The organism is Bradyrhizobium sp. 31Argb (assembly GCF_043638955.1).
Lineage (GTDB): Bacteria > Pseudomonadota > Alphaproteobacteria > Rhizobiales > Xanthobacteraceae > Bradyrhizobium.
Map to the genome: position 1 here is coordinate 1 of NZ_JBEGDB010000093.1, position 20,506 is coordinate 20,506.

Genomic DNA, 20,506 nt, shown 5'->3' on the forward strand with positions numbered 1-20,506 from the left:
ACAAAGCTCGCGCCAAACTCGGCCGCGCCTATCCAGCCACCCCCAAAGAGTCAAAATCACTGTGATAGACCACTAGTGTTTGACAGGGGCGGTTAAAAGGTCCTGAACGAGTACCTATTTTTCCCGGATTATGTGCGGACGCTTCGTCATCACCTCACCGCCGGAGGCAATCAGGCTGCTCTTTGGCTACCTTGAGCAGCCCAACTTCCCGCCGCGGCACAATATTGCGCCGACCCAACCCGTTCCCGTGGTGATCTTGGAGAACGGCGGACGGCATTTTCGGCTGATGCGCTGGGGCCTGGTGCCCGCCTGGGTCAAGGATCCCCGCCAAGTCGGCCTATTGTTCAACGCCCGCTCGGAGACGGTGCTGCAAAAGCCCGCCTTCAAGAACGCGATTCGGCGCCGCCGCTCGCTGATCCCGGCCGACGGCTATTATGAATGGCACGACGAGGGCGGCCGCAAGCGGCCCTATTTCATCTATCGCCGCGACCAGCAGCCGGTCGGCTTCGCCGCGCTGGCGGAGACCTGGATGGGTCCGAACGGCGAGGAGGTCGATACGGTTGCGATCATCACTGCGCCGGCGAGCGCCGATCTGGCGAGATTGCATCCCCGCGTACCCGTGACGATTTCGCCCGAGGCCTTCGAGCACTGGCTCGATTGCCGCAACGACGAGGTCTTGTTGGCGATGCCGCTCTTGAAGGGCCCGGCGGTCGGCGAATTCGCCTGGCATGAGGTTTCGACGCGGGTCAACCCCGCCGCCAATGACGATGCGCAATTGCTGCTGCCGATCACGGACGAGGAGCGCGCCGCCGAGCCGCAAAAGCCGAAGCGGCCGGCACCACGCAAGGCGCCGCCGACGGTGGAAGACGACGGGCAGGGATCGTTGTTTTGATGTCGTAGGGTGGGCAAAGCGCAGCGTGCCCACCATCCCGAGCGGAGTGCTTAATGGGGGGCACGCTGCGCTTTGCCCACCCTACAACTTCACTTGAAAATATTCAGCGCCGCGTATTGCACGAGCATGATGGTCTTGGCGTCGACGATGCGGCCGTCTGCGATCATCGCGAGCGCTTCATCGATCGACAGTTCCAGCACCTCGATGTCCTCGCCCTCGTGTGCGAGGCCGCCGCCGTCGCCGACCCGCATCGAGGAATCATATTCGGCGACGAAGAAATGCAGTTTCTCCGTCACCGAGCCCGGGCTCATATAGGCCTCGAACACCTTGTGGACGTGATGAAGCCGGTAGCCGGTCTCTTCTTCCGCTTCGAGCCGAATCCGGTTCTCCGGGGTTTCATCGTCCAGCATGCCCGCGGCCGCCTCGATCATGAAATCATCGTGGCCGTTGAGGAAGGGCGGCAGGCGGAATTGCCGCACCAGCACCACGCTGCGCGCGGCGAGATTGTAGGGCAGCAGCGTCGCGGCATTGCCGCGGTCGAACACCTCGCGGCTCAGCGTCTGCCAGGCGCCGTCGCTGCGGCGGTAGTCGAAGGTCACCGACTTCAGTACGTAGTGCTCATCGGAGAGCACGCGCTCGTCCTTGATGCGGACACGGTCGGAGATGCTCATGCCGGCGTGCGCCCGTCGATCCATCTGGAGAAGACCAGAAGCTGTTGCTCCTCATAGCCGATCGACTGGTAGAACGCGCCGACCTTGGCGTTTTCCCGCCGCACCAGCAATTGCAGTTTTGCAATGCCGGCCGCCCGGAGCCAGTCCTCCGCTGCGCGCATGATCACCCGGCCGAAGCCTGCTCCCTGCCTGTCAGGATCGACCGCGACGTAATAGACCCAGCCGCGATGGCCCTCATGGCCGACCATGGCGGATGCGACGATCACCCCATTGTCGCGGCCGACCAGGATGTCCGAATTCGGCCCGCGTCGCGCCAGCGCGATGTCGGCGACCGGATCGTTCCATGGTCGCGTCAGGCCGCAGCGTTGCCAGAGTGCGACGACATCAGTGACGTCGCTGTCGGACATCGGCGCGATGGCGAGCGCGGCGACGGGGGGTGGGGGGACGACGTTCACAGCACTTTTCCGGGATTCATGATGCCGAGCGGATCGAGCATCGCCTTGATGCTGTGCATCAGTTCGATCGCGACCTTGTCCTTGACGTCGGGCAATTCATCGCGCTTGAGCACGCCGATGCCGTGCTCGGCCGAGATCGAGCCGCCCATCCGCAGCACGATGTCGAACACGACAGCGTTGACCTCATGCCAGCGGCTGAGGAAGTCCGCGCTGTCGGCGCCGATCGGCTGGCTGACATTGTAGTGGATGTTGCCGTCGCCGAGATGGCCGAACGGCACCGGCCGCGCGCCGGGGATCAGCTTGACCACCGCCGCATTGGCCTCCTCGATAAAGGCCGGGACCGCGGCGACCGGCACCGAGATATCGTGCTTGATCGAGCCTCCCTCCGGCTTCTGCGCCGCCGACATCTCGTCGCGCAATTTCCAGAACCCCTGGCGCTGGCTCAAATTCGCCGCGATCACGGCGTCGTCGACGATGCCGTCTTCCATGCCCTCGGCGAGGATGACTTCCAGCGTATCGCGCGCATCGTCGCGCGGCGAGGAAAGCTCCATCAGCACATACCAGGGGTGCTTGCTCGTAAGCGGATCGCGGATGTCGATGCCGTGGCGGATCGAGAAATCCACCGCGATGTCGGCGAGCAGCTCGAAGCTGGTGAGGCTGCCGGCGGCTTCGGTTTGCGAGATCGACAGCAACTTCAAGGCATCCGCCGGCGATTTCAGCCCGACAACGGCGGTCTCGATTGCGCGCGGCTTCGGAAACAGCTTCAGGGTCGCCGCGGTGATGATGCCAAGCGTGCCCTCCGCGCCAATGAAGAGATTGCGCAGGTCATAGCCGGTATTGTCCTTTTTCAGTTTCGACAGCGCGTTGAGCACGCGCCCGTCGGCAAGCACCACTTCGAGCCCCAGCGCCATCTCGCGCGCCACGCCATACGCCAATGCAGCGGTGCCGCCGGCATTGGTCGAGAGGTTGCCGCCGATGGTGCAGCTTCCCTCGGCGCCGAGCGAGAGCGGAAACAGCCGGTCGACGTCACTTGCGCGCCGCTGCGCCACCTGCAGCACCACGCCGGCTTCGCAGGTCATGGTGTTGGAGGCGGTATCGATCTCGCGGATCTTGTCCATCCGCCTCAGCGAGATCACGACCTCGCCATGATGCGGCGTCTGCCCGCCGACCAGGCCGGTATTGCCGCCCTGTGGCACCAGCGCGATGCGATGCGCCGACGCAAGCTTGCAGATCGCGGCGACTTCCGCGGTCGAGCCTGGGCGTAGCACCAGCGGCGAGCGTCCCTGGAACAGGTTGCGCTCCTCGACGAGGTAGGGCGCAATGTCGGTGGCGTCAGTCACCGCATATTTGTCGCCGACAATGGCGCGGAACTTGTCGATCAGTTCCGGCGGAAGCTGCGGCGCGGGCGGTTCTGCGATGTTCATCCCGGTCTCTTTCACTCCGGCCGCCTTCATTCGCGGCCCACGGCTGCGCGGCGCAGCCGGTCGTTGATGGCTTCGCCCAGACCTTCACCCGGAATGGGCATCACCGCGATCGCACGCGCGGCCCTGGTGTCGAGCGCGCGGAGATAGCCGAACAGATTGGCGGCGGCCTCGGCAAGATCGCCGCCAGGGGACAGATTCATCACGGCGGCCGCCGAATCAACCCCCGATATGCTCAAGGGCCCAAACGCCAGAAGCGCCTCTCCGGGCTCGATCCTGTCAGCATTGAGTCGCACGCGCGTGTGCGGGGCGTAGTGGGAGGCAAGCATGCCCGGCGCGAGCGGCCTGCCGCCGTCGCCCGGCGCGAGCGGCTGGCCGTTGTCGCTTTCGGCGTCCGCCGGAAGTTGGTCGAGCCTGTGGCCGAGCACGCGCTCGATCTCCGCGCGCGGCAGCCCGCCCGGCCGCAACAGCGTCGCGCGCTCGAAGCAGCCGACGATGGTTGATTCGACCCCAACCTCGACCGGGCCGCCATCGACGATCAGGTCGATGCGCCCCGAAAGGTCGCTTGCGACATGCGCCGCTGTGGTCGGCGAGACATGGCCGGAGAGATTGGCGGAAGGCGCCACCACCGGCCGGCCGAGGGCGCGCAGGATGTCGTGGGCGATGGCGTGGGCGGGCACGCGCACCGCGACGGTATCGAGCCCCGCCGTGGCGAGCTCCGCCACCGGGCAACCTTCCGTTTTTGGCAGCACCAGCGTCAGCGGCCCCGGCCAGAATGCTTCCGCCAAAGCGGTCGCCACCGCATCGAATCGGGCAATCCGGCGCGCGGCGGCGAGATCGCCGACATGCGCGATCAGGGGATTGAAGGCCGGCCGTCCCTTGGCCTGGTAGAGGTGGGCGATCGCGGTCGCATTGGTGGCGTCGGCGCCGAGCCCGTAGACGGTCTCGGTCGGGAACGCCACCAGGCCGCCTCTCACGAGTACGCCGGCGGCCGCCGCGGTCCCGGCGGTTCCGGCCGGCAGGATCCGGGTTTTCAGGCTGGTTTCCACTGTGACTAGAATCCTCGAATGCGCTGCTTGCGGTCGCCCCAACCCGACGCTATAAGCCGCGTTCTCAGTCGGAGTGTGGCTCAGCCCGGTAGAGCACTGCGTTCGGGACGCAGGGGTCGCAGGTTCGAATCCTGCCACTCCGACCATGAAATTCCTATGCTTTTCGTCTTTTTTTCACGACAGGCAGCCAAGCCAACCCCGGAAATAACCCCAGATACGACGTTCTGCTTTGGTTTCGACGTGATTGCCTGGCTGCGTCGCGCAAGAAGTCCGGATGAAGATGGCCGTAGGTATCGAGTAGGACTTCGACGGACATCCCGAGGAACCCGGCCGCCTTCCACGGGGCCGCGCCCGGCCCCTTTGGCTGGCAGTGCCACACGAACCGGAGCCAGATTCGACACGGTGCTCTCTCACAACTTGTAAGAAGCGCGGATACCAGCATGGTCGGCCGGGAAATCCCTAATATCGTGCGTGACGAGAAGCATCGCGTCTACTCAACTCAGCTCAGTATGCGAACACCGGCCTGCACACTTCCGCTGTATCCTTCGAGATCTACAGCGACGTGCCAGCGGCCGGCGCTGGGCACTTGCAGGCGAAATGGAGACCGCGTCGCGCGCCCACCGAAGTAGCGATGCTGGCCACCTTGACGGTAGTTGGCAAAATTTGAGCTATCCATAATGAGGGATCGCGACACTACGATCCAGTAATCGAGGAAGAGGCAAATTGGCTGGGGCCAGCATTGTTGGTTTCCGAGGAGGCGGCGAAGCACATTGCTCGCATGAGTTTGCCTGTCGCTAAAGCCTCCGAGGTTTACGGGGTCAGCGAGGACTTGATGCGTATGAGGCTTAATGTGACGGGAGCATTGATCAGAGCCGCCAGACGTGCGACCGGCTGATTGCGAAATTACCCGCCGACCTTCAATTTAAGCTCTCCTTGACCGACGCGCACCGCATATTTCGCAACGGCCAATGTTTCCGCCGTTTCCGCCGGGCGCGGCTCCAGCCGGCCTTAGATGATACCCGGTTAGACAACGACCATCCTTAATCTCATGGGCGCTGCTTTCCTAACCCGCGCATCGTGGCCGGATCTCCCGGACGAGTTTGCCCGCCCCTGCTACTCTGCATGCGATCTTCTATCGATCGACTGCAACCACACCGTTATGAGCGACAGGATAAGGAACGCGATCGTTGATTTTCCTGCATTTTCGTCCGAGATTACTCGTGTTCATTGCGTTCTGTTGAGATCGTTTCTGGTGCGAAACTGGTGCGGTAGACGTTGAACGTCTGGAGGACCATGGATTTACGCATGAAGACGAATGCGAACGTCGAGCTCGACGCCGGCAGTAAGACATTTGCCTCGGGCCTCCTGCCGGATTTGATCGCTGCGCTACGCCGCAGCCGTAAGGGCGATCTCGTCGCCGTGATCAGCAGCGATCCGAACATCGGCTCCGATCTCGAGGCATGGTGTCGCTTCACCCGCAACAGTTTGGTCGACACTGCGGTCGAAGACGGTCGCACGCGATGGGTGCTTCGGTACGGAGAGGCCCCCCGAGAATGTAGGAGAAGATCGGCCTGTCGGCTCTCGACTATGGCTTTACACCAACTTCGATTGCAACCTCAGCTGCGACTATTGCTGCGTGCGCTCGTCACCCAAGGCTCCGCGGCGCGCGCTAGGCGTCCAGCGGGTGCGCAGGATCGCGATCGAGGCCAGGGAACTCGGCGTGAGCGAGATTTTTGTCACCGGCGGTGAGCCGTTCATGCTGCCGGATATTGGCGAGATCCTCACCGCATGTGCTGCGGCGGCGCCTACTACGGTCCTCACCAACGGCATGCTGTTTGCCGGAAGTCGGCTCGAAACGCTGCGTGCGTTGCCGCGCGAGCGCGTAACCTTGCAGATTAGCCTCGACAGCCCCACGCCGGAGCGCCACGAGAGCCATCGTGGAAATGGGACATGGGCGCGCGCGTGGCAGGGAATCGAGCGCGCCCGGGCTGAAGGATTCCGCGTGCGATTGGCGGCGACGCTGTCGACGGATGCGGAGGCCGAGGAGTTCCGCAGCTTCCTTGACGCCCATCACGTTAGCGAGGAGAACCGGGTGATCAGGCGGATTGCCCTGCGAGGTTCCGCCACGCAGGGCATCGCCTTGGCAAGGGCAGACTTGGTTCCCGAGGTGACGATTACGGCGGAAGGCGTCTTTTGGCATCCGGTCGGAGCCGAGGACAACGATCTGCTGGTCAGCCGCGAAATCTTTCCACTCGCTGAATCGTTCGCGGCTGTACGCCGTGCCTTCGATCTCGAATCTGAGCATCAGCGCCGGTTGGCAACGATCTTCAATTGCGCCTGAAGGCGCAGACTGCGCTTAGAGCTGTATCGGGTTTTGGGTCGGCCGCTAGGTCAAAGGCCGCGTTAAGAAGCCTTGTTGCGCGGAGGCTTCCCGCAACTCACCGTATGCTTCAAGCTGCGGCGCTATCCATTCGCGCAACCCTTCCGCTTCGAGCACAGGACGATGGGCCGGGTTGTCGAAGTTCATCCCGAACAGAGCTTTGGCAAACTGCTGCTCCAAGGCGGGGTCCAGATCCGACCGCGCCGTGAACATGCAGTGATTGTAGGGTGGCGAGGTCCAGATCTCGGTCAGCGCGCCTTCCGGTACGAGACGCTCGTTGCGCACAGCGTTCCAGAATGGGCTGCCAATTGCGCCGGCATCGGCGCGGCCGTCGAGGACCGCACGAACGACCTCGGACTCGCTCGTACCCGTGTCTCCGTGTTTCCCGACGTCGCTATTGAAGCGCAGGGTTCGGTAGTCTTTCACCTCAACCAGTCCCTCGCGCTGCAGAAAGTAAACCGGGAGGATTGCCGCGTGACCGCTGTCGCGGCTACCGAGCGCCAGGGTGCGGCTCTTGAGATCAGCGAGGGTAGCGACGGCCCCACCGGTGACCGCGACAATCTTGGTCATCCAGCCCACATCCGTATCGCGCATCGCGATCGGTCGGCAACGATGCTCGCTCCAGGCGTCGGCCTGGATATAGGCGAGGTTCGTATTCCATCCGATGTCGATGCGCGGCAGCCGATCGCCGGGCGAGGCCAGGAGGGCAGCGACCTGCGCCTCGTAGCTCTGAAACAGCACCACCTCGACGGGGAGACCCGCTTCCTCCAGAAAGTAGCGCCGCATGCCCTCCCAGATACCAACCACCTTTGGATCATAAGCGACGGCGCCTACCCAGATCGTCTGGTTCATGATTGCATCTCGCTTCTCGGGCTCAATATTCAAATGCGATCGATCGCGATGCGAGCGCTGCCTCGCGGCGCAACGCTCTCCCGCTCAGAACAGCGGTATTCCCAATACGGCTTTGCCGATGAACTCGCGCAGAACATCGCCTGTTGGCGCCATGACAGCGCCCGCATGGGCGTCGCGGAACAATCGCTCGATGGCCAGATGCTTGGAAAACGCGGCGCCTCCGCACACCCGCATCGCTGCCGAGGTAACGGCGATGGCAACATCACCTGCCGCCGCCTTGCTCTCGAGCACGCGCAGCATGGTGGTGTCTCGGGGGCGCTCAAGATGATCGACGAGATCGTCGACGCGCGCCGCAAGCCCATCGGTGTCAATCTGCATTGTCGCAAGCTGTGCGCGAAGGGTCGGCAGGCTTTCGCCGAGGGTCTGGCCCAAATGCTCGAAGCGAGCGCCATTGAGATGCGCCGCGGTCCCCGCCAGCGCGGCCCGGCAAAGACCAAGCGCGACCGCCGACGCTCCGAGGTTGAATAGCGGAAGCACGACCTCCAGCATTGCCTTGAACCCTGCGCCATCGTCGGTCAGCTGGAAACCAGCTGCGACCTCGCAATCATCAAGGGTCATCGGCGCGGAAGCGTTGGCGCGCAACCCAAGACCATCCCACGGGCCGGCGACCGACAGTCCGGGTGTGCTACTGGCGACAAGATAAAGGGTTGAATCCGTTGGACTCATGCCTTCAGGGGCGAGCGCCGAAACAACGTAGCTTTGCGCATGGCCGGCGCTGGTCACCCATGATTTCTTGGCCGTGAGGCGCGCGTTGTCAGCGTTTCGCTTCGCTCGCGAGACGGGTGCCCAGAAGTGGCTGCGTGATCCAGCTTCGCTGAATGCCAGGGTGGTCAGGTGTTTTCCGGCCGAAATGTCTTTGAGCGTCTGAGCGACCGTGGCACCCGGACGGGCCGCCGCAATCATTGCGGTAGCACTCATGTGCATCAAGTAAACCATCGCGACGGACGCGTCCGCCTCTGCAAGCGTCGCGATGACGGCAGCCAGGGTCCGGGGTCCCAGGGCCGAGCCGCCTATCTCAGTTGGCAGCATGACTCCCAGCAATCCGGCCGGACCAAGCGCCGCGATTGCCTCGGACGAAAATCGAGCTTCCTTGTCGTTTTGCCTGGCTGCCGGTGCGAGAATGCGATCGGCGATTTCTTTGGCATTCGAAACTGCGGTCTCGTGATTCATGACGATCCTCGACAGCTAGTGATTGGCTACCAAGTTCGAAAATATCGATCCGCTACCTTTGCGACCGATGCTACGCGACCCGCGCCATCGGATCAACATAGCTTCGGGTTCGGCAGGCCGTTGCCTACCAACAGCCAGTACAGAGCGTCGTCATTACGTTCTTCAAAGCCGTCTTGTTACATCACCTGAAATCTATTTTTTTGTGACGTCGGCGAGACCTTGGCGGCGCTTGCCCGCTGCCGGGGAGAACGCTACCAATAACCGGCAACAGCGTGACAAGGCTTGTCTGGCGATGGCGATCAATGATGGCGGGGTTCCGCCCATCCTCGCGCAAAAACATTACGCGCAGCCGTCCGCATTCACGCCGGAAAATCTGCTGCGCGAAGCGCGCAGGCAAAAGCGGATTACGGACTCCAGCATTCCCGACGTCTGCGTGCTCGATCCTGATGGCGACATCGTGCGTAGCCTGCTCGCTCGTGGCGAAGCCCGGCTCGAACCGGCATGGGCCTGCTACCACACCCAGCTCTACACTTTTAGCCGCGGCGGGATTTGTTTTGGGATTGTCGGCTGCGCCGTCGGCGCCTCGTTCGCGGTGCTGATTGCGGAGGAAATGTTCGCATCGGGCTGCAAACTCCTGATCAGCGTCACCTCCTCCGGACAGATCGTGCCGGTACGCCCGCCGCCTTATTTCATCACCATCGAACGCGCGCTGCGCGACGAAGGTACCAGCTATCACTACATGGCGGCGTCCGACTATTCGCATGCTGATGCCGGATTGATCTCGGCGCTCAATGGCGCCTTCGACGAATTTTCCGTGCCGGTGCTCACCGGGGCGACCTGGACGACTGACGCACCGTTCCGGGAAACCCAGCCGGCGATCGACGGAATGCGCGAACGGAACCTGATGGCAGTCGAAATGGAAGCCGCTGCGCTTTACGCGTTCGCGCAAGTCCGACAAAGGTCCGTCGTCTGTTTTGCCCATGTGACAAATCAAATGGGACGTGTCGACGGCGATTTTGAAAAGGGCGAAGCGGACGGCAGCCATGACGCGCTTCAATTGATCGCGATCGCCGCCGCTCGCCTGCAGTCATGGCTGCGATGAGCATCGCGGCGCTCGGGATCATTTGCAAGGCGCCGCAGCCTGGCCGCTCAAAGACGCGGCTTGCGACGGCCATTGGCGAGGTTGCAGCGTCAGAGTTATCCGCCTGCTTCGTGCGCGATGTCGCGGCAGCAATCGAGGCGGTACCCGAGGCGCTCGGCAGGCGCGGCTACGGCGTCTATGCCCCAGCGGGCGCCGAAGACATCATGCAGCAGCTGCTTCCGGCAGGGTTCGGACTGTTGCTGCAGGCTGGCGACGATCTAGGGCATGTATTGCTTGGCGCTACGCGCGCTCTCCTGCTTGCCGGACATGACTGCGTCGTGCTCGTCAATGGTGATAGCCCGACCCTGCCGCCGCGTTTGCTGACTCAGGCTGTTGAAACGCTGCGCCAACCCGGAGACCGGATGGTGCTTGGGCCAGCAAGCGACGGTGGCTACTATCTCATCGGCTTGAAGCATCCGCACAAGCACTTGTTTACGCAGATCGCATGGGGAACAGAGACGGTCGCTCGCAGTACATGCGAGCGCGCTGCCGAAATCGGGCTTGCCACGACGTTGCTTCCGGAATGGTACGACGTCGACGATATTGAAACGTTGCGTTGGCTGCAGGACGAACTGGCCGGCCATTCGAGCCGGTTTCGTGGTGGCGGCTTTGCCGCGGCGAGCCGGGCCTTTATGAAGGCGGCGCCGCAGATAAGCCCGTGACGGCAATGCCAGGAGCTATCGCGGTCCAACTCGGTCGGCTGATGCGCTCCGCCAACAACTTGCCGCCGCTTCACCTGTTGGCCGGGATCGGCACCCTCCTGGGCGTTTCGACCCTGGTGACGCCCTTTGCCTTCGAAACCTATGGCGACAATGCCTTCATCGCTCTCACCATCGCCGCAGGTCTGCTGACGATCGTAGCGACACGCCTGGTCGAGCGCGCGCCACCTGATCGAGCGCTATGGCTTATCTTTGGGCTTGGGATTGCGCTGAGAGTCTATGCGCTGCTGTTCGATCCGCTTCTGTCCAGTGACATTTATCGCTATGTCTGGGATGGCAAGGTGCAGGCTGCGGGCATCAATCCTTATCGCTATATGCCAGCCGATGAAGCGCTGGCGTTTCTGCGCGACGGGATGATCTTTCCTCACATCAACCGGGCTGATACGGCCGTAACCATCTATCCGCCCGTCGCGCAGTTCTTCTTCCTCATTGTTACCCGGTTCGGTGAAAGCGTGACTGTGATGCGCTTCGCGCTGCTGGGGTGCGAGGCAATCACCGTCACAATGATCATGCTCCTGCTGCGGCGTATGAACCGCCCGGTGACGCGCGTGGTCGCCTATCTCTGGCACCCACTTCCCCTGTGGGAGATTGCCAATAGCGGCCATGTCGACGCGCTGATGGTTGCACTGATGCTGCTGGGCCTGTGGATTGCCCTGACTGGTCACGCTCTCCGCGGAGCCGTGTTGATCGCGTTTTCGATGCTGGTGAAACCGTATGTCGCGCCCGTGCTGGCCGGGATCTGGCGACCGTGGAATCTCAAAATGCCGCTCGTCGTGATCGCTACCGTCGCGCTTTGTTATCTTCCCTATCTGTCGGTCGGCTGGGGAGTTCTCGGATTCCTGACCAAAGGCTATCTGACGGAAGAGGGCATCAGTGCCGGCAACGATCTCTGGCTGTTGTCGCTTTGGCGCCTGGTGTTTGGTGAGCATCAAGGTGATGTTGTCGCCTACGTCGTCCTGGCCGCGCTGGTCCTGGTGTTCAAGGGGCTCTCCGTGGCCCGCAGCTCTGATCGCACGGTCGCCTCGCGTCTCGCCGACATCAACATGCTGTTACTCATCACCCTCCTGTTGTTGTCGCCTAACTATCCCTGGTATTTTCTCATCGTCGCGCCGTTCGCCGCCCTGTGCGGCTCCGCGCCAACATGGGTCGTGTCGATTGGCGCGCTGTTATTGTCCGAGCAGCTCGACTGGGATTTCTACATTCCAAGAATGGTGACCAAGTCGATTCTGTTCGGAGGTCTCTTGCTGGCTTTGGCTCTTACTGCCTTACGGACCCACATGCAGCGGATTGCACAGGAAGGGTTATCGCGATGAGCCTCTCCGGCGAAGGGACGGGGGCAGGTACGCAAGCGCCGTTCGACCCGCGCCGCTATCACGAGTCGGTCACGGCGGAGCGTACCGAGATCGGCCAGCGCCCGCCGGTCTGCCTCTATCTGGAAGTAACCAACCGCTGCAATCTGCTGTGCACCACGTGTCCACGCACCTACGAGGAACTCGAGCCGCCGGCCGACATGAACTGGGATCTGTTCACGTCGATTGTAGATCAGGTACCCACTCTCGCGCGCGCCGTTCTGCACGGCGTCGGCGAGCCGATGCTGGTCCCGAACCTGCCCCGGATGGTCAGATACCTGAAGGAGCGCGGCGCTTACGTCCTGTTCAACACCAATGGAACGGTCCTCAGTGAGCGCAATGGCCGTGCGCTGATCGACGCCGAGCTTGATGAGCTGCGTGTATCGCTCGACGCGTCAAACCGCGAGAGCTTCAAGGCGATCCGTGGCAGGGATTATTTCGGCCGCATCATCCGCAACGTGCGCGCGTTTCGCGAGTTGCAGGAAAGAGAGGGGCACACCAGACCGCAGGTTTCCCTGTGGCTCACAGGCCTGAAGGAGACTGTTGAGGAACTCCCGGCATTTGTGAAAGTTGCAGCCGAGATCGGTGTCAAGGAAGTCTATCTGCAACGGCTTGTGTTCTTCACTGAAGCGGCCATCGGCAAGGCGCGTCCGGATCAGGCCCTGTTCGAGCGCCTGACCCAGGAGGAAGCAGTCTATCTGAAGCAGGCCGAGGAGCTGGCGCGTTCCCTCGGCATAACCTTCAACGCATCGGGCGCGGCGAGCGAGCCGGGGCTAAGTTTGAAGGGCAGCGGCAACGGTTCGCCTTGGTCGCCGTGCCGGCGGCCGTGGTCGTTGATGTATTTCACGGCCAACGGCCGGGCCTTGCCCTGCTGCATCGCGCCGTTTTCGCAGCATGGCTACGACAACTATACGCTCGGCCATGCGAGGCGGCAGTCCCTCCGGGAGATCTGGAACGGGCCTGCGTATCGCGACTTTCGTACGGCGCTCCTTTCAGACAAGCCGCCGAAAAGCTGTGCCAATTGCGGCCTGCGCTGGAGCCTGTGAGCGAGGTGACCAATGAGATCGGCGCACGGCGTCACCCGGTCGTCTCGGCGGTCATTCCGTGCCTCGACGAGGAAACGGCGATTGGCCAGGTCGTGACCGCGGTGCTGGCGCAGAATGTAAGCGAGGTTGTCGTTGTCGACGGCGGCTCACAGGACCGTACGACTGAACGAGCGGAAGCCGCGGGAGCTCGCGTGATTGTCGAGCCCCGGCGCGGCTACGGCCGCGCGATCCAGGCGGGCATCGCCGAAGCGCGCGAAGATGCCGACGTTGTGGTCTTCCTCGATGGCGATGGCAGCGATCCTGCTGAATTCATTCCCGATCTGGTATCGCCGATTGTCGCCGGGCAAGCCGTCTTCGTTCTCGGCTCGCGCGTTCGCGGTTCGCGCGAGCCTGGGAGCCTGGCCCCACAGCAACTCTTCGCGGCCTATGTCGGCAGGATACTCCTGCGCCTCGTCTATGGCGCGAGCTTTACCGACCTGTCGCCGTTTCGCGCCATCCGTCGGGACGAACTCATGCATCTCGGCATGAAGGAAGAGACATATGGCTGGAACCTGGAAATGCTGATGCGCGTCGCGGCCGCCCGCCTGCCGGCGCTGGAAATCGCCGTCGGGCAGCGGCGCCGGATCGGCGGCGTATCGAAGGTCTCCGGCAATCTCATCGCCGGCATTAAGGCGGCCTGGTCCATTTCGACGACGTTTGTTCGCCTCGCGCTCGAGCTGCGAACGCCTCGTGAACGATGATTGCTGGGAGCGGTTGTCAGCGCGTGCCAGCGCGATCCTCGCAGGCAATGATATCCCGCGGAGATTTTCGACCCACCGGCTCCGGTGGCGAAAACACTGCCAGGTATCCGCCATCGCCTGCGAGCTGATATCTTGCGATCTCGCGATAGCCGACGGCGGAAAGTTCGCAGCGCAGGAGTTCGATCGGCGTGCCGTGTTCCGATGTCGGAAGCTCGAGGTCGACAATGCCGACCCGCGCGCCTGGCTTCAGGGCGGGCGCGAGATTGTAGAGGAAGGCATAGGGCTGGCTTATCTCGTGATACATGTGCACGAGGATGGCGGCATCCAGTGAGGAAGCGGGCAGGCGAGGGTCGTGTGCTTCGCCCAGCGCGAATATGACGTTTGTCAGCTTCAAGCGTTGCGTTCGCTTGGCGAGCGCGATGAGGTAATCCCGCCTCACGTCCTGGGCGATCACCGAGCCGACGCGGCGCGACAGCCGGACCGTGTGGTAGCCGCTGCCTGCACCAATGTCGCCGACGGTCATGCCTGGCTTCAGTTCTAGAAGACGGGCGATCTCGCCGGCCTCATCCCTGGCGTCGCGGCGCTCCTCGGAGGCGCGGCTCGGGCCGACGATCTGTGCAACCGGGCGCTGCGGAGAGGGGAATTCCTTTGCCGGGACTCCTGGCGGCGCCAGATAACTAATGTCAGCAGCATGTGCGCAAGTTGCGCCCAGCGCCACAACTAGCGTCGCTGTGCGGGTCAATGCCATCATCTGCTCGTCTCTCACACAAAACGGTGAAGGCTAGCTCGCGATGTTGAAGAACCAGCCGAGAAGTCCCTTCCTGTCGCGCACGGCGGGCACGTTGCGGCGCAGCCACGCATCGAAGCCGAGACTGCGGCCGGCGCCCTCGAGCACAAACAGGAACATCAGCAAGGCCAGGAACATGTACGTCCACGGCCACTCGGCCGGATTGCCATAGAGACCGAGCCACAGTTGCAGCACATAGGCGATGGCCAGCACGCCAACCAACCGCACGGCAAGCCCAAGCATCATCGATGCGGCGAACACCAGCTCGGCAAGAAAGACAATTGGTCCGAAGATCGTCATGTTGGGCAACACGACATCCTTCATGAACGTGCGGTGAAACTCGAAGGCCGCGTGGGTCGTTTCCTGTTCGGTCCAGTATTGCAGGCCGTCGGACACGGGCAGCGGCAGTTTCCACAACATCCCCTGGAACCACATGCAGCCGATCAGGACTCGGACCAGCCAGATTCCCAAGTGTCGGCCGGTGCGTTGCTCCGAATCCTCTCGCCAATTCTGGAAGGCCACTGCAATGCCGGCGAGCAGCAGGACCCAGAACAGCGCCAGGACTAAGTAGCGCCAGTTTCCCAGACGGAGATAATCACCCGTATTCGCGGTCAGGAATTGCCACGCATTGGTGAAGGGATTGTTGGACATAAGCGGGTGCTCCAGAGATTTGGATAGCTACTCTGCGTAAGGCGCACCACCGCGCGAACGATCGAGAGGCGCGCCTACCTGGGCTACTACGCAGCAGAACATGCAATCATTACGCTGCATTGAACGCTTCGACAGCGCGCCAACCCGCTGTTGCGAACGACCGGATCGAGAACCGGGACGACTGATCTGTGAAACACACAATCAGTGGCTCGAACGAACCTCTCCGATGTTCATTGCGCGCTGATCCAGTTTTCTGATCCCGTCAGCTTAACCGACACATCCGAAAACGAAAGCTGCAATGGCTTTCCGTCGGACGTCCCGCGGTGATCTGTTGAGATCAGGAGTGGGCCAGCCTTCTTGTAGCCCGCCCACGTCGCGATCACCAGTTTGGGCGGCTTGTTTCCGCCGCGGTGGTAGGCGATCTCCTTTATCTGCTTGTCCGGGCCAACGTACAGATCCCAGGTGTCGCCGCGGTCGTAGCCACCCTCCGAAGGATATTTCACCACGAGCCGTTCAGCGGAAGCGTCACCCAGCGGCAGTTTCTGCGTGCCCTCATCGGTCACGGTGGGGCCGTCCCATACGACGTGGAAAGGGAGGATCAACCAATATTGATCATTCATGAATGCCGGATCGATTTCGTTCTTTACGGCGTCGCTTTGGCCGCTGAGTTGCGAGCGCTGATAGGTAACCTTGACCGGGTTGCCTTCCTTGTCTTTCCCCTCGTAGGAGACCGTGTCGGTCTTCGGGCTCCACTCCCATCTGCGAGTCAGTTTGACACCGGGCAATTCGGCGTTCCAAGTGTAGCGGATTGCCTCGATTTGCCCAAACGAATCAACGCCGTAGGTCTTTGCCATTTGTTCGGCAATCGGTGGGAGCTGTTGCGCCCGGGAAGTCGCAGGGAGGATCAACAGGATGCTGAAGGCAAAAAGGCGGATCACATCGAGTCGGCTCATTTCTCTGCGGGCCTGAGTACTGCTCATGTTGAGCTCCTTAGGTTTGGGTGCAGTCGCGTTGAACGAGCTGAGGCCGCCCAGAATACCGGAAATTGTGGGTTATGTACTGTTAGATGTCGTAGCTCTGCCAGCGGCGGCCGCAATTGCAGCCTTTCGATTCTCGCACGACTTCGAGCACTGCTTGGCGAAGCTGCCAAGGCCTTCCTTAATGGCGGCTCGAAGCCGGGAAGGTGACGCCTGCGAGGTTAATCCTCAAAACTCGGTGGCACGAGCTCTGTCGCGCGATGACAGGCGATGTAGTGATTTGTTCCGATTGATTCAGGCAGCGGCAAGCTCTTGCGGCATTGGTCGATGGCCGATGGACAGCGCTGCGCAAACCGGCAGCCTGGCGGCGGGTCGACCGGGCTCGGCGGATCTCCCTTGACCAGGTAGTGCTGCTTCAGCGTGTCCCGGGTCGGGCCGGGCGGGGCGGCGGCGGCAATGAGCGACCATGTGTAGGGGTGACGCGGCTCGGCAAAGATGGTTGCGGCAGGCGCTTGTTCGACGATCTTGCCGAGATACATCACCGCGATCTCATCGCAGAATTGCTGGATCACGCCGAGATCGTGCGAAATGAAGATATAGGTCAGCTGTCGCTCGCGCTGCAGTCGCTTCAGCAAGTTTAGAATCTGGGCCTGGATGGCGACGTCGAGGGCGGAGACGGCTTCATCGCAGACGATCAGGTCAGGTTCTGGTGCCAGCGCCCGGGCAATGCAAAGCCGCTGGCGCTGGCCGCCGGAGAATTGGTGGGGGAAGAGATTGGCGGCGTCCGACGGAAGTCCGACCTCGCCAAGCAGCCGGCGCACCCGGTCGTCGCGTTCGCCGGCGGTGCCGATGCCCAACAGATCGAGCGGCTCGCGGATTTGATCGCCGGCGCGTCGTCTCGGATTGAGCGCGGAGAACGGATCCTGGAACACGATCTGCAAATGCTTGCGCACCTTGCGCAGGCCGTTGCCCGTCAAGTCCAGGATATTTCGGTCACCGAATACGATCTGGCCGGAGGTCGCGGGAACGAGCCTCATGATCGCTTGCGCCGTCGTGGACTTTCCGGAGCCGCTCTCGCCGACAATGCCGAAGCTGGTGCCGCGCCTGACGCGGAAGCTGACGCCGTCGACGGCATGCACGAAGGAGGGGGCTTGCAGGGGCCGCTTCCTGCCGGCCTCGAAGTGAACGACGAGATCGTTCACATTGAGGACAAACTCCGACGAAGCGGGTGGCGCGGCGGCCTGGAGCGCAGTCATGCGGCCAGCTCCGATTTTCGCCAGCAGGAAACCGCATGGTCGTCTGCGATCGGCTCCAGTGCGGGCTGGAGACGCGACCTGCAAAGCTCGCTCGCGTCCCGGCATCTTGCCAAGAAGGCGCAGTCCGGCCCGCGCGCGCCCAGCGGCGGCACCATCCCTGGAATTTCGGCGAGGTCCGACCATGCCTGCGGCGATCGCCATCCCAGTTTGAGGTGCGGCACGCAGCCTAATAGACCCCTGGTGTAGGGATGGCATGGATGGCGTACCACACTGTCGGCGTCGCCGGATTCGATGCAGCGCCCGGCATAGAGCACCGAGACCTTGTCGGCGAGTTCTGCAACCGCACCGAGATCGTGGGTGATGAGGACAATCGCCGTCTTGGTTTCCTGCTGCAGATCGGCGAGCAAGTTGAAGATTTGCGCCTGCACCGTCACGTCCAGGGCCGTGGTGGGCTCATCGGCGATCAGCAGCTTCGGCCGGCCGGCGAGCGCCATCGCGATCATCACGCGCTGGCGCATGCCGCCTGAGAGCTGGTGCGGGTAGGCCTTCACCCGCTGCTCGGGAGCAGGAATCTGCACGGCGCGGAGCAGGGCGATTACCTGTTCTTCGGCTTCGGCCGAGCCTGCTCGGCAGTGCCAGCGCAATACTTCGGCGATCTGATCGCCGACCGTGAACAGCGGATTGAGCGCGGTCATCGGCTCCTGGAAAATCATCGAGATGCCGTTGCCGCGCAGGCTGCGCATCCGCTTGGGCGATGCCGACAGGATGTCCTCGTCCTCCAGCAAAATCCGGCCGCCGGTGACAACGAAATCCTCCGGCAGCAGCCGCATGATGGCCAGTGCGGTCATGCTCTTGCCGCAGCCGGATTCGCCAACGAGCGCCATTGTCCGCCCGGCCTCGACCGAGAACGAGAGGTTTTCGAGCACCGGCACCACTTCACCCGTGCTGCCGCGCATGCCGACGCTGAGATTTTCCACCTTCAGCAGCGCGCTCATCACATCCTCCGGCGCAGGCGTGGGTTGATGGCGTCGTTCACGCCGTCGCCGACCAGGCTGATCGACAGCACCGCTAGGAAAATCGCGGTGCCGGGAAAGATCACCGCCCACCAGGCGTCGAGCACATAGTTGCGGTTCTGGCCGAGCATCAACCCCCAGCGCATGGTGTTGGGATCGCCAAGGCCCAGAAAGCTCAGGCCTCCCTCGAACAGGATGGCGACGCCGATGGCGAGGGTCGCCGAGACGATGACGGGAGGCAGGGCATTCGGCAGCAGCACACGCAGCATCAGATATGCATCGCCCGCGCCGGCCGCGCGCGAGGCCTTGACGAAATCCAGGTTGCGCAACCGCATAAACTCGGCGCGGGTCAGGCGAGCCGCCGAGGTCCAACTGACCGCGCCGATGGCGAGCGTAATGGTCGTGAGCTTCTGGCCGAACAGAGTGACGAGCACCATCGCAAACAAGAGTGGCGGCAGGATCTGGAAGAACTCGGTGATCTTCACCAGCGCGGTATCGATCGCGCCGCCGAAAAAGCCTGCCAATGCGCCCACCGTCAGACCAATTGCGATCGTGATCAACGCGGCCACCGCGCCGACGGCAAGGCTTGCGCGTCCGCCGTAGATTAAGCCGGCCAGCACGTCCCGACCGAGATAGTCGGTGCCGAGCCATGCGTCGGCGGACGGCGGCGTGAAAGGACCGCCGACGAGATCGAGCGGGTCAACCGGATAGACCACCGGGCCGATCGCGGTCCCCAGAATGATCACGATGAGCAGGCACGCGCCGCACACGCCCGAGGGGCTGCGCAGGAACTGCCGGAACGCCACGCGTCCGGGCGATGCCGCACGTCGTGCCGGCTGGCCGGAGGATTCGACAGTGAGAGGCGTCGACGTCTCAAGCGTCGTCATGATTGTCCCGTTCGGATGCGCGGATCGATGAGGCGGTAGACGAGGTCGGTGATAATGTTGGCGACCATTACCATCACCGCCGAGAAGAAAAGCACCGCCATCAGTGTTGGATAGTCGCGCCGCAGGATGGAATCGAACACCAGGCGCCCCATGCCCGGCCAGCTGAACACAGTCTCCACCAGGACTGCGCCCGCGAATAGATTGCCGAACTGGTGTCCGACGACGGTCACGATTGGAATGAGCGTGTTCCGCAACGCATGCTTTCCGACCACAATCCATTCGGGCAGGCCCTTGGCGCGTGCGGTGCGGACATAGTCCGCGGACAGAGCGTCGATCATGTTGACCCGCGCGAGCCGGCTGTACTGCGCAATGAACACCAGCGCAAGCGTCAGCGACGGCAATACCAGATGGCGCATGACGTCGATGGCATGAGCAAGTCCCTGCCGGGGATGCACGACGTCGTTCATGCCCGCGACGGGAAGCACCGGCCAGATCGATCCGAACAGCAGTAGCAGCATCAAGCCGGTCCAGAAGATCGGCGCGGCATAGCCGGCCAGCGAGAACAGCGTGACGGCATGACTGACGATGCCGTTCGGGCGGCGAGCGCTGATCACGCCGAGCAGGGTGCCGATGAGGACCGCCAGGACCAGCGCGCAGAGCGCGAGATAGAGCGTCGCCGGCAGCCGTTGCGCGATCAGCTCCAGCACCGGCTGGTTGAAGTAGTAGGAGTAGCCGAAATCGCCGGTCGCCACCTTGCCGAGATAGGTGGCGAGCTGCTCCGGCAGGCTATGGTCGAGGCCGTATTTGGCGCGCAGCGCGGCCACGACTTCGGCCGATGCGCCACCCATCTCTCCCGCGATGACCTGCACCGGGTCACCCGGGGCCAGATGGATCAGGCAGAAGTTGAGCACCAGCACCGCAAGCAGCAGCGCCAGGGCGTTCACGATCTGCCGGAGGAAATGGGTGACGAAGGCCATGAGCTCGGTCTTA

The 20,506-nt window shown here is 62.7% G+C and carries 21 protein-coding genes and 1 tRNA gene; 8 read left to right on the forward strand and 14 right to left on the reverse strand.

Translation table 11 applies throughout. The features are described 5' to 3' along the window. The first annotated feature begins 130 nt into the window (after positions 1-130). Positions 131-892 (forward strand): SOS response-associated peptidase, encoded by a 762-nt coding sequence (locus AAFX91_RS19200; RefSeq protein ID WP_394567454.1) that lies wholly within the window; start codon positions 131-133, stop codon positions 890-892. 89 nt (positions 893-981) lie between these two features. Here the strand turns inward: AAFX91_RS19200 and AAFX91_RS19205 are convergent, their stop codons facing one another. Genes AAFX91_RS19205 through AAFX91_RS19220 form a run of 4 tightly spaced genes read right to left on the reverse strand, consistent with a single transcriptional unit; the run spans position 982 to position 4,488 of the window. Continuing rightward, the gene (locus tag AAFX91_RS19205) at positions 982-1,563 is read right to left on the reverse strand and encodes an NUDIX domain-containing protein (RefSeq protein ID WP_130584192.1); all 582 of its coding nucleotides are present in this window, start codon (positions 1,561-1,563) and stop codon (positions 982-984) included. Continuing rightward, on the reverse strand, positions 1,560-2,018 hold the full coding sequence (locus tag AAFX91_RS19210) for a GNAT family acetyltransferase (RefSeq protein WP_282526952.1): 459 nt from the start codon (positions 2,016-2,018) through the stop codon (positions 1,560-1,562). Before AAFX91_RS19210 ends, AAFX91_RS19205 begins: the two co-directional genes overlap by 4 nt. Further along, a complete protein-coding gene (locus AAFX91_RS19215) occupies positions 2,015-3,442 on the reverse strand; it encodes an FAD-binding oxidoreductase (RefSeq protein WP_394567455.1) in 1,428 nt (475 codons plus the stop codon). Before AAFX91_RS19215 ends, AAFX91_RS19210 begins: the two co-directional genes overlap by 4 nt. Before the next feature lie 26 nt (positions 3,443-3,468). Next, positions 3,469-4,488, reverse strand: a complete 1,020-nt coding sequence (locus AAFX91_RS19220; RefSeq protein ID WP_394567456.1) for an L-threonylcarbamoyladenylate synthase — start codon at positions 4,486-4,488, stop codon at positions 3,469-3,471. Between the two features lie 69 nt (positions 4,489-4,557). On the opposite strand from AAFX91_RS19220, the gene AAFX91_RS19225 reads away from it, so the two are divergent. Beyond that, positions 4,558-4,634 (forward strand) — tRNA-Pro (locus tag AAFX91_RS19225). Between the two features lie 353 nt (positions 4,635-4,987). Here AAFX91_RS19225 and AAFX91_RS19230 read toward each other — a convergent pair. Further along, on the reverse strand, positions 4,988-5,164 hold the full coding sequence (locus AAFX91_RS19230; protein WP_130584309.1) for a DUF1883 domain-containing protein: 177 nt from the start codon (positions 5,162-5,164) through the stop codon (positions 4,988-4,990). Between the two features lie 819 nt (positions 5,165-5,983). Between AAFX91_RS19230 and AAFX91_RS19235 the strand changes: the two genes are divergently transcribed. Beyond that, positions 5,984-6,829 carry a radical SAM protein gene (locus AAFX91_RS19235; RefSeq protein WP_394567471.1) on the forward strand — a complete coding sequence of 282 codons (846 nt, stop codon included), beginning with the start codon at positions 5,984-5,986 and terminating at the stop codon, positions 6,827-6,829. A 45-nt stretch (positions 6,830-6,874) separates the two neighbouring features. On the opposite strand, the gene AAFX91_RS19240 is transcribed toward AAFX91_RS19235, so the two are convergent. Then, on the reverse strand, positions 6,875-7,720 hold the full coding sequence (locus AAFX91_RS19240; RefSeq protein ID WP_130580189.1) for a phosphate/phosphite/phosphonate ABC transporter substrate-binding protein: 846 nt from the start codon (positions 7,718-7,720) through the stop codon (positions 6,875-6,877). Between the two features lie 84 nt (positions 7,721-7,804). After that, positions 7,805-8,950, reverse strand: coding sequence for an acyl-CoA dehydrogenase family protein (locus AAFX91_RS19245; RefSeq protein ID WP_130580190.1), 1,146 nt, complete (start codon positions 8,948-8,950; stop codon positions 7,805-7,807). A 22-nt stretch (positions 8,951-8,972) separates the two neighbouring features. On the opposite strand from AAFX91_RS19245, the gene AAFX91_RS19250 reads away from it, so the two are divergent. From AAFX91_RS19250 to AAFX91_RS19270, 5 genes are read left to right on the forward strand one after another with little or no spacing between them, the layout of a single operon-like run. After that, positions 8,973-10,052: a nucleoside phosphorylase gene (locus AAFX91_RS19250; RefSeq protein ID WP_394567458.1), complete on the forward strand. Its 1,080-nt coding sequence runs from the start codon at positions 8,973-8,975 to the stop codon at positions 10,050-10,052. Beyond that, the gene (locus AAFX91_RS19255; RefSeq protein WP_394567459.1) at positions 10,049-10,753 is read left to right on the forward strand and encodes a TIGR04282 family arsenosugar biosynthesis glycosyltransferase; all 705 of its coding nucleotides are present in this window, start codon (positions 10,049-10,051) and stop codon (positions 10,751-10,753) included. Before AAFX91_RS19250 ends, AAFX91_RS19255 begins: the two co-directional genes overlap by 4 nt. Before the next feature lie 41 nt (positions 10,754-10,794). Then, positions 10,795-12,123, forward strand: coding sequence for a glycosyltransferase 87 family protein (locus AAFX91_RS19260; RefSeq protein WP_394567460.1), 1,329 nt, complete (start codon positions 10,795-10,797; stop codon positions 12,121-12,123). After that, positions 12,120-13,205: a radical SAM/SPASM domain-containing protein gene (locus AAFX91_RS19265; protein ID WP_394567461.1), complete on the forward strand. Its 1,086-nt coding sequence runs from the start codon at positions 12,120-12,122 to the stop codon at positions 13,203-13,205. Before AAFX91_RS19260 ends, AAFX91_RS19265 begins: the two co-directional genes overlap by 4 nt. Next, positions 13,202-13,945 (forward strand): glycosyltransferase family 2 protein, encoded by a 744-nt coding sequence (locus AAFX91_RS19270; protein WP_394567462.1) that lies wholly within the window; start codon positions 13,202-13,204, stop codon positions 13,943-13,945. Before AAFX91_RS19265 ends, AAFX91_RS19270 begins: the two co-directional genes overlap by 4 nt. A 16-nt stretch (positions 13,946-13,961) precedes the next feature. On the opposite strand, the gene AAFX91_RS19275 is transcribed toward AAFX91_RS19270, so the two are convergent. From AAFX91_RS19275 to AAFX91_RS19305, 7 genes are all read right to left on the reverse strand, one after another. Then, the gene (locus tag AAFX91_RS19275; RefSeq protein WP_394567463.1) at positions 13,962-14,696 is read right to left on the reverse strand and encodes a class I SAM-dependent methyltransferase; all 735 of its coding nucleotides are present in this window, start codon (positions 14,694-14,696) and stop codon (positions 13,962-13,964) included. Between the two features lie 30 nt (positions 14,697-14,726). Next, the gene (locus tag AAFX91_RS19280) at positions 14,727-15,383 is read right to left on the reverse strand and encodes a DoxX family protein (RefSeq protein WP_394567464.1); all 657 of its coding nucleotides are present in this window, start codon (positions 15,381-15,383) and stop codon (positions 14,727-14,729) included. 230 nt (positions 15,384-15,613) lie between these two features. Beyond that, positions 15,614-16,363, reverse strand: a complete 750-nt coding sequence (locus AAFX91_RS19285; protein WP_394567465.1) for a hypothetical protein — start codon at positions 16,361-16,363, stop codon at positions 15,614-15,616. A gap of 218 nt (positions 16,364-16,581) precedes the next feature. After that, the gene (locus AAFX91_RS19290) at positions 16,582-17,616 is read right to left on the reverse strand and encodes an ABC transporter ATP-binding protein (RefSeq protein ID WP_394567466.1); all 1,035 of its coding nucleotides are present in this window, start codon (positions 17,614-17,616) and stop codon (positions 16,582-16,584) included. After that, positions 17,613-18,611 carry an ABC transporter ATP-binding protein gene (locus AAFX91_RS19295; RefSeq protein ID WP_130580197.1) on the reverse strand — a complete coding sequence of 333 codons (999 nt, stop codon included), beginning with the start codon at positions 18,609-18,611 and terminating at the stop codon, positions 17,613-17,615. Before AAFX91_RS19295 ends, AAFX91_RS19290 begins: the two co-directional genes overlap by 4 nt. Beyond that, positions 18,611-19,516, reverse strand: coding sequence for an ABC transporter permease (locus AAFX91_RS19300; protein WP_394567467.1), 906 nt, complete (start codon positions 19,514-19,516; stop codon positions 18,611-18,613). The genes AAFX91_RS19295 and AAFX91_RS19300 overlap by 1 nt, the downstream gene beginning before the upstream one ends. Continuing rightward, complete coding sequence (locus tag AAFX91_RS19305; RefSeq protein WP_130580199.1) at positions 19,513-20,493, reverse strand: ABC transporter permease; 981 nt, start codon at positions 20,491-20,493, stop codon at positions 19,513-19,515. The genes AAFX91_RS19300 and AAFX91_RS19305 overlap by 4 nt, the downstream gene beginning before the upstream one ends. Between the last annotated feature and the right edge of the window lie 13 nt (positions 20,494-20,506).

Bases quoted from the DNA above. Each gene is read 5' to 3' on its own strand.
- AAFX91_RS19230 (WP_130584309.1), bottom strand. From the start codon at position 5,164: ATGGATAGCTCAAATTTTGCCAACTACCGTCAAGGTGGCCAGCATCGC.
- AAFX91_RS19275 (WP_394567463.1), bottom strand. From the start codon at position 14,696: ATGATGGCATTGACCCGCACAGCGACGCTAGTTGTGGCGCTGGGCGCA.
- AAFX91_RS19300 (WP_394567467.1), bottom strand. From the start codon at position 19,516: ATGACGACGCTTGAGACGTCGACGCCTCTCACTGTCGAATCCTCCGGC.
- AAFX91_RS19215 (WP_394567455.1), bottom strand. From the start codon at position 3,442: ATGAACATCGCAGAACCGCCCGCGCCGCAGCTTCCGCCGGAACTGATC.
- AAFX91_RS19280 (WP_394567464.1), bottom strand. From the start codon at position 15,383: ATGTCCAACAATCCCTTCACCAATGCGTGGCAATTCCTGACCGCGAAT.
- AAFX91_RS19245 (WP_130580190.1), bottom strand. From the start codon at position 8,950: ATGAATCACGAGACCGCAGTTTCGAATGCCAAAGAAATCGCCGATCGC.
- AAFX91_RS19290 (WP_394567466.1), bottom strand. From the start codon at position 17,616: ATGACTGCGCTCCAGGCCGCCGCGCCACCCGCTTCGTCGGAGTTTGTC.
- AAFX91_RS19200 (WP_394567454.1), top strand. From the start codon at position 131: ATGTGCGGACGCTTCGTCATCACCTCACCGCCGGAGGCAATCAGGCTG.
- AAFX91_RS19265 (WP_394567461.1), top strand. From the start codon at position 12,120: ATGAGCCTCTCCGGCGAAGGGACGGGGGCAGGTACGCAAGCGCCGTTC.
- AAFX91_RS19205 (WP_130584192.1), bottom strand. From the start codon at position 1,563: ATGAGCATCTCCGACCGTGTCCGCATCAAGGACGAGCGCGTGCTCTCC.
- AAFX91_RS19260 (WP_394567460.1), top strand. From the start codon at position 10,795: ATGCGCTCCGCCAACAACTTGCCGCCGCTTCACCTGTTGGCCGGGATC.
- AAFX91_RS19305 (WP_130580199.1), bottom strand. From the start codon at position 20,493: ATGGCCTTCGTCACCCATTTCCTCCGGCAGATCGTGAACGCCCTGGCG.
- AAFX91_RS19240 (WP_130580189.1), bottom strand. From the start codon at position 7,720: ATGAACCAGACGATCTGGGTAGGCGCCGTCGCTTATGATCCAAAGGTG.
- AAFX91_RS19255 (WP_394567459.1), top strand. From the start codon at position 10,049: ATGAGCATCGCGGCGCTCGGGATCATTTGCAAGGCGCCGCAGCCTGGC.
- AAFX91_RS19295 (WP_130580197.1), bottom strand. From the start codon at position 18,611: ATGAGCGCGCTGCTGAAGGTGGAAAATCTCAGCGTCGGCATGCGCGGC.
- AAFX91_RS19285 (WP_394567465.1), bottom strand. From the start codon at position 16,363: ATGAGCAGTACTCAGGCCCGCAGAGAAATGAGCCGACTCGATGTGATC.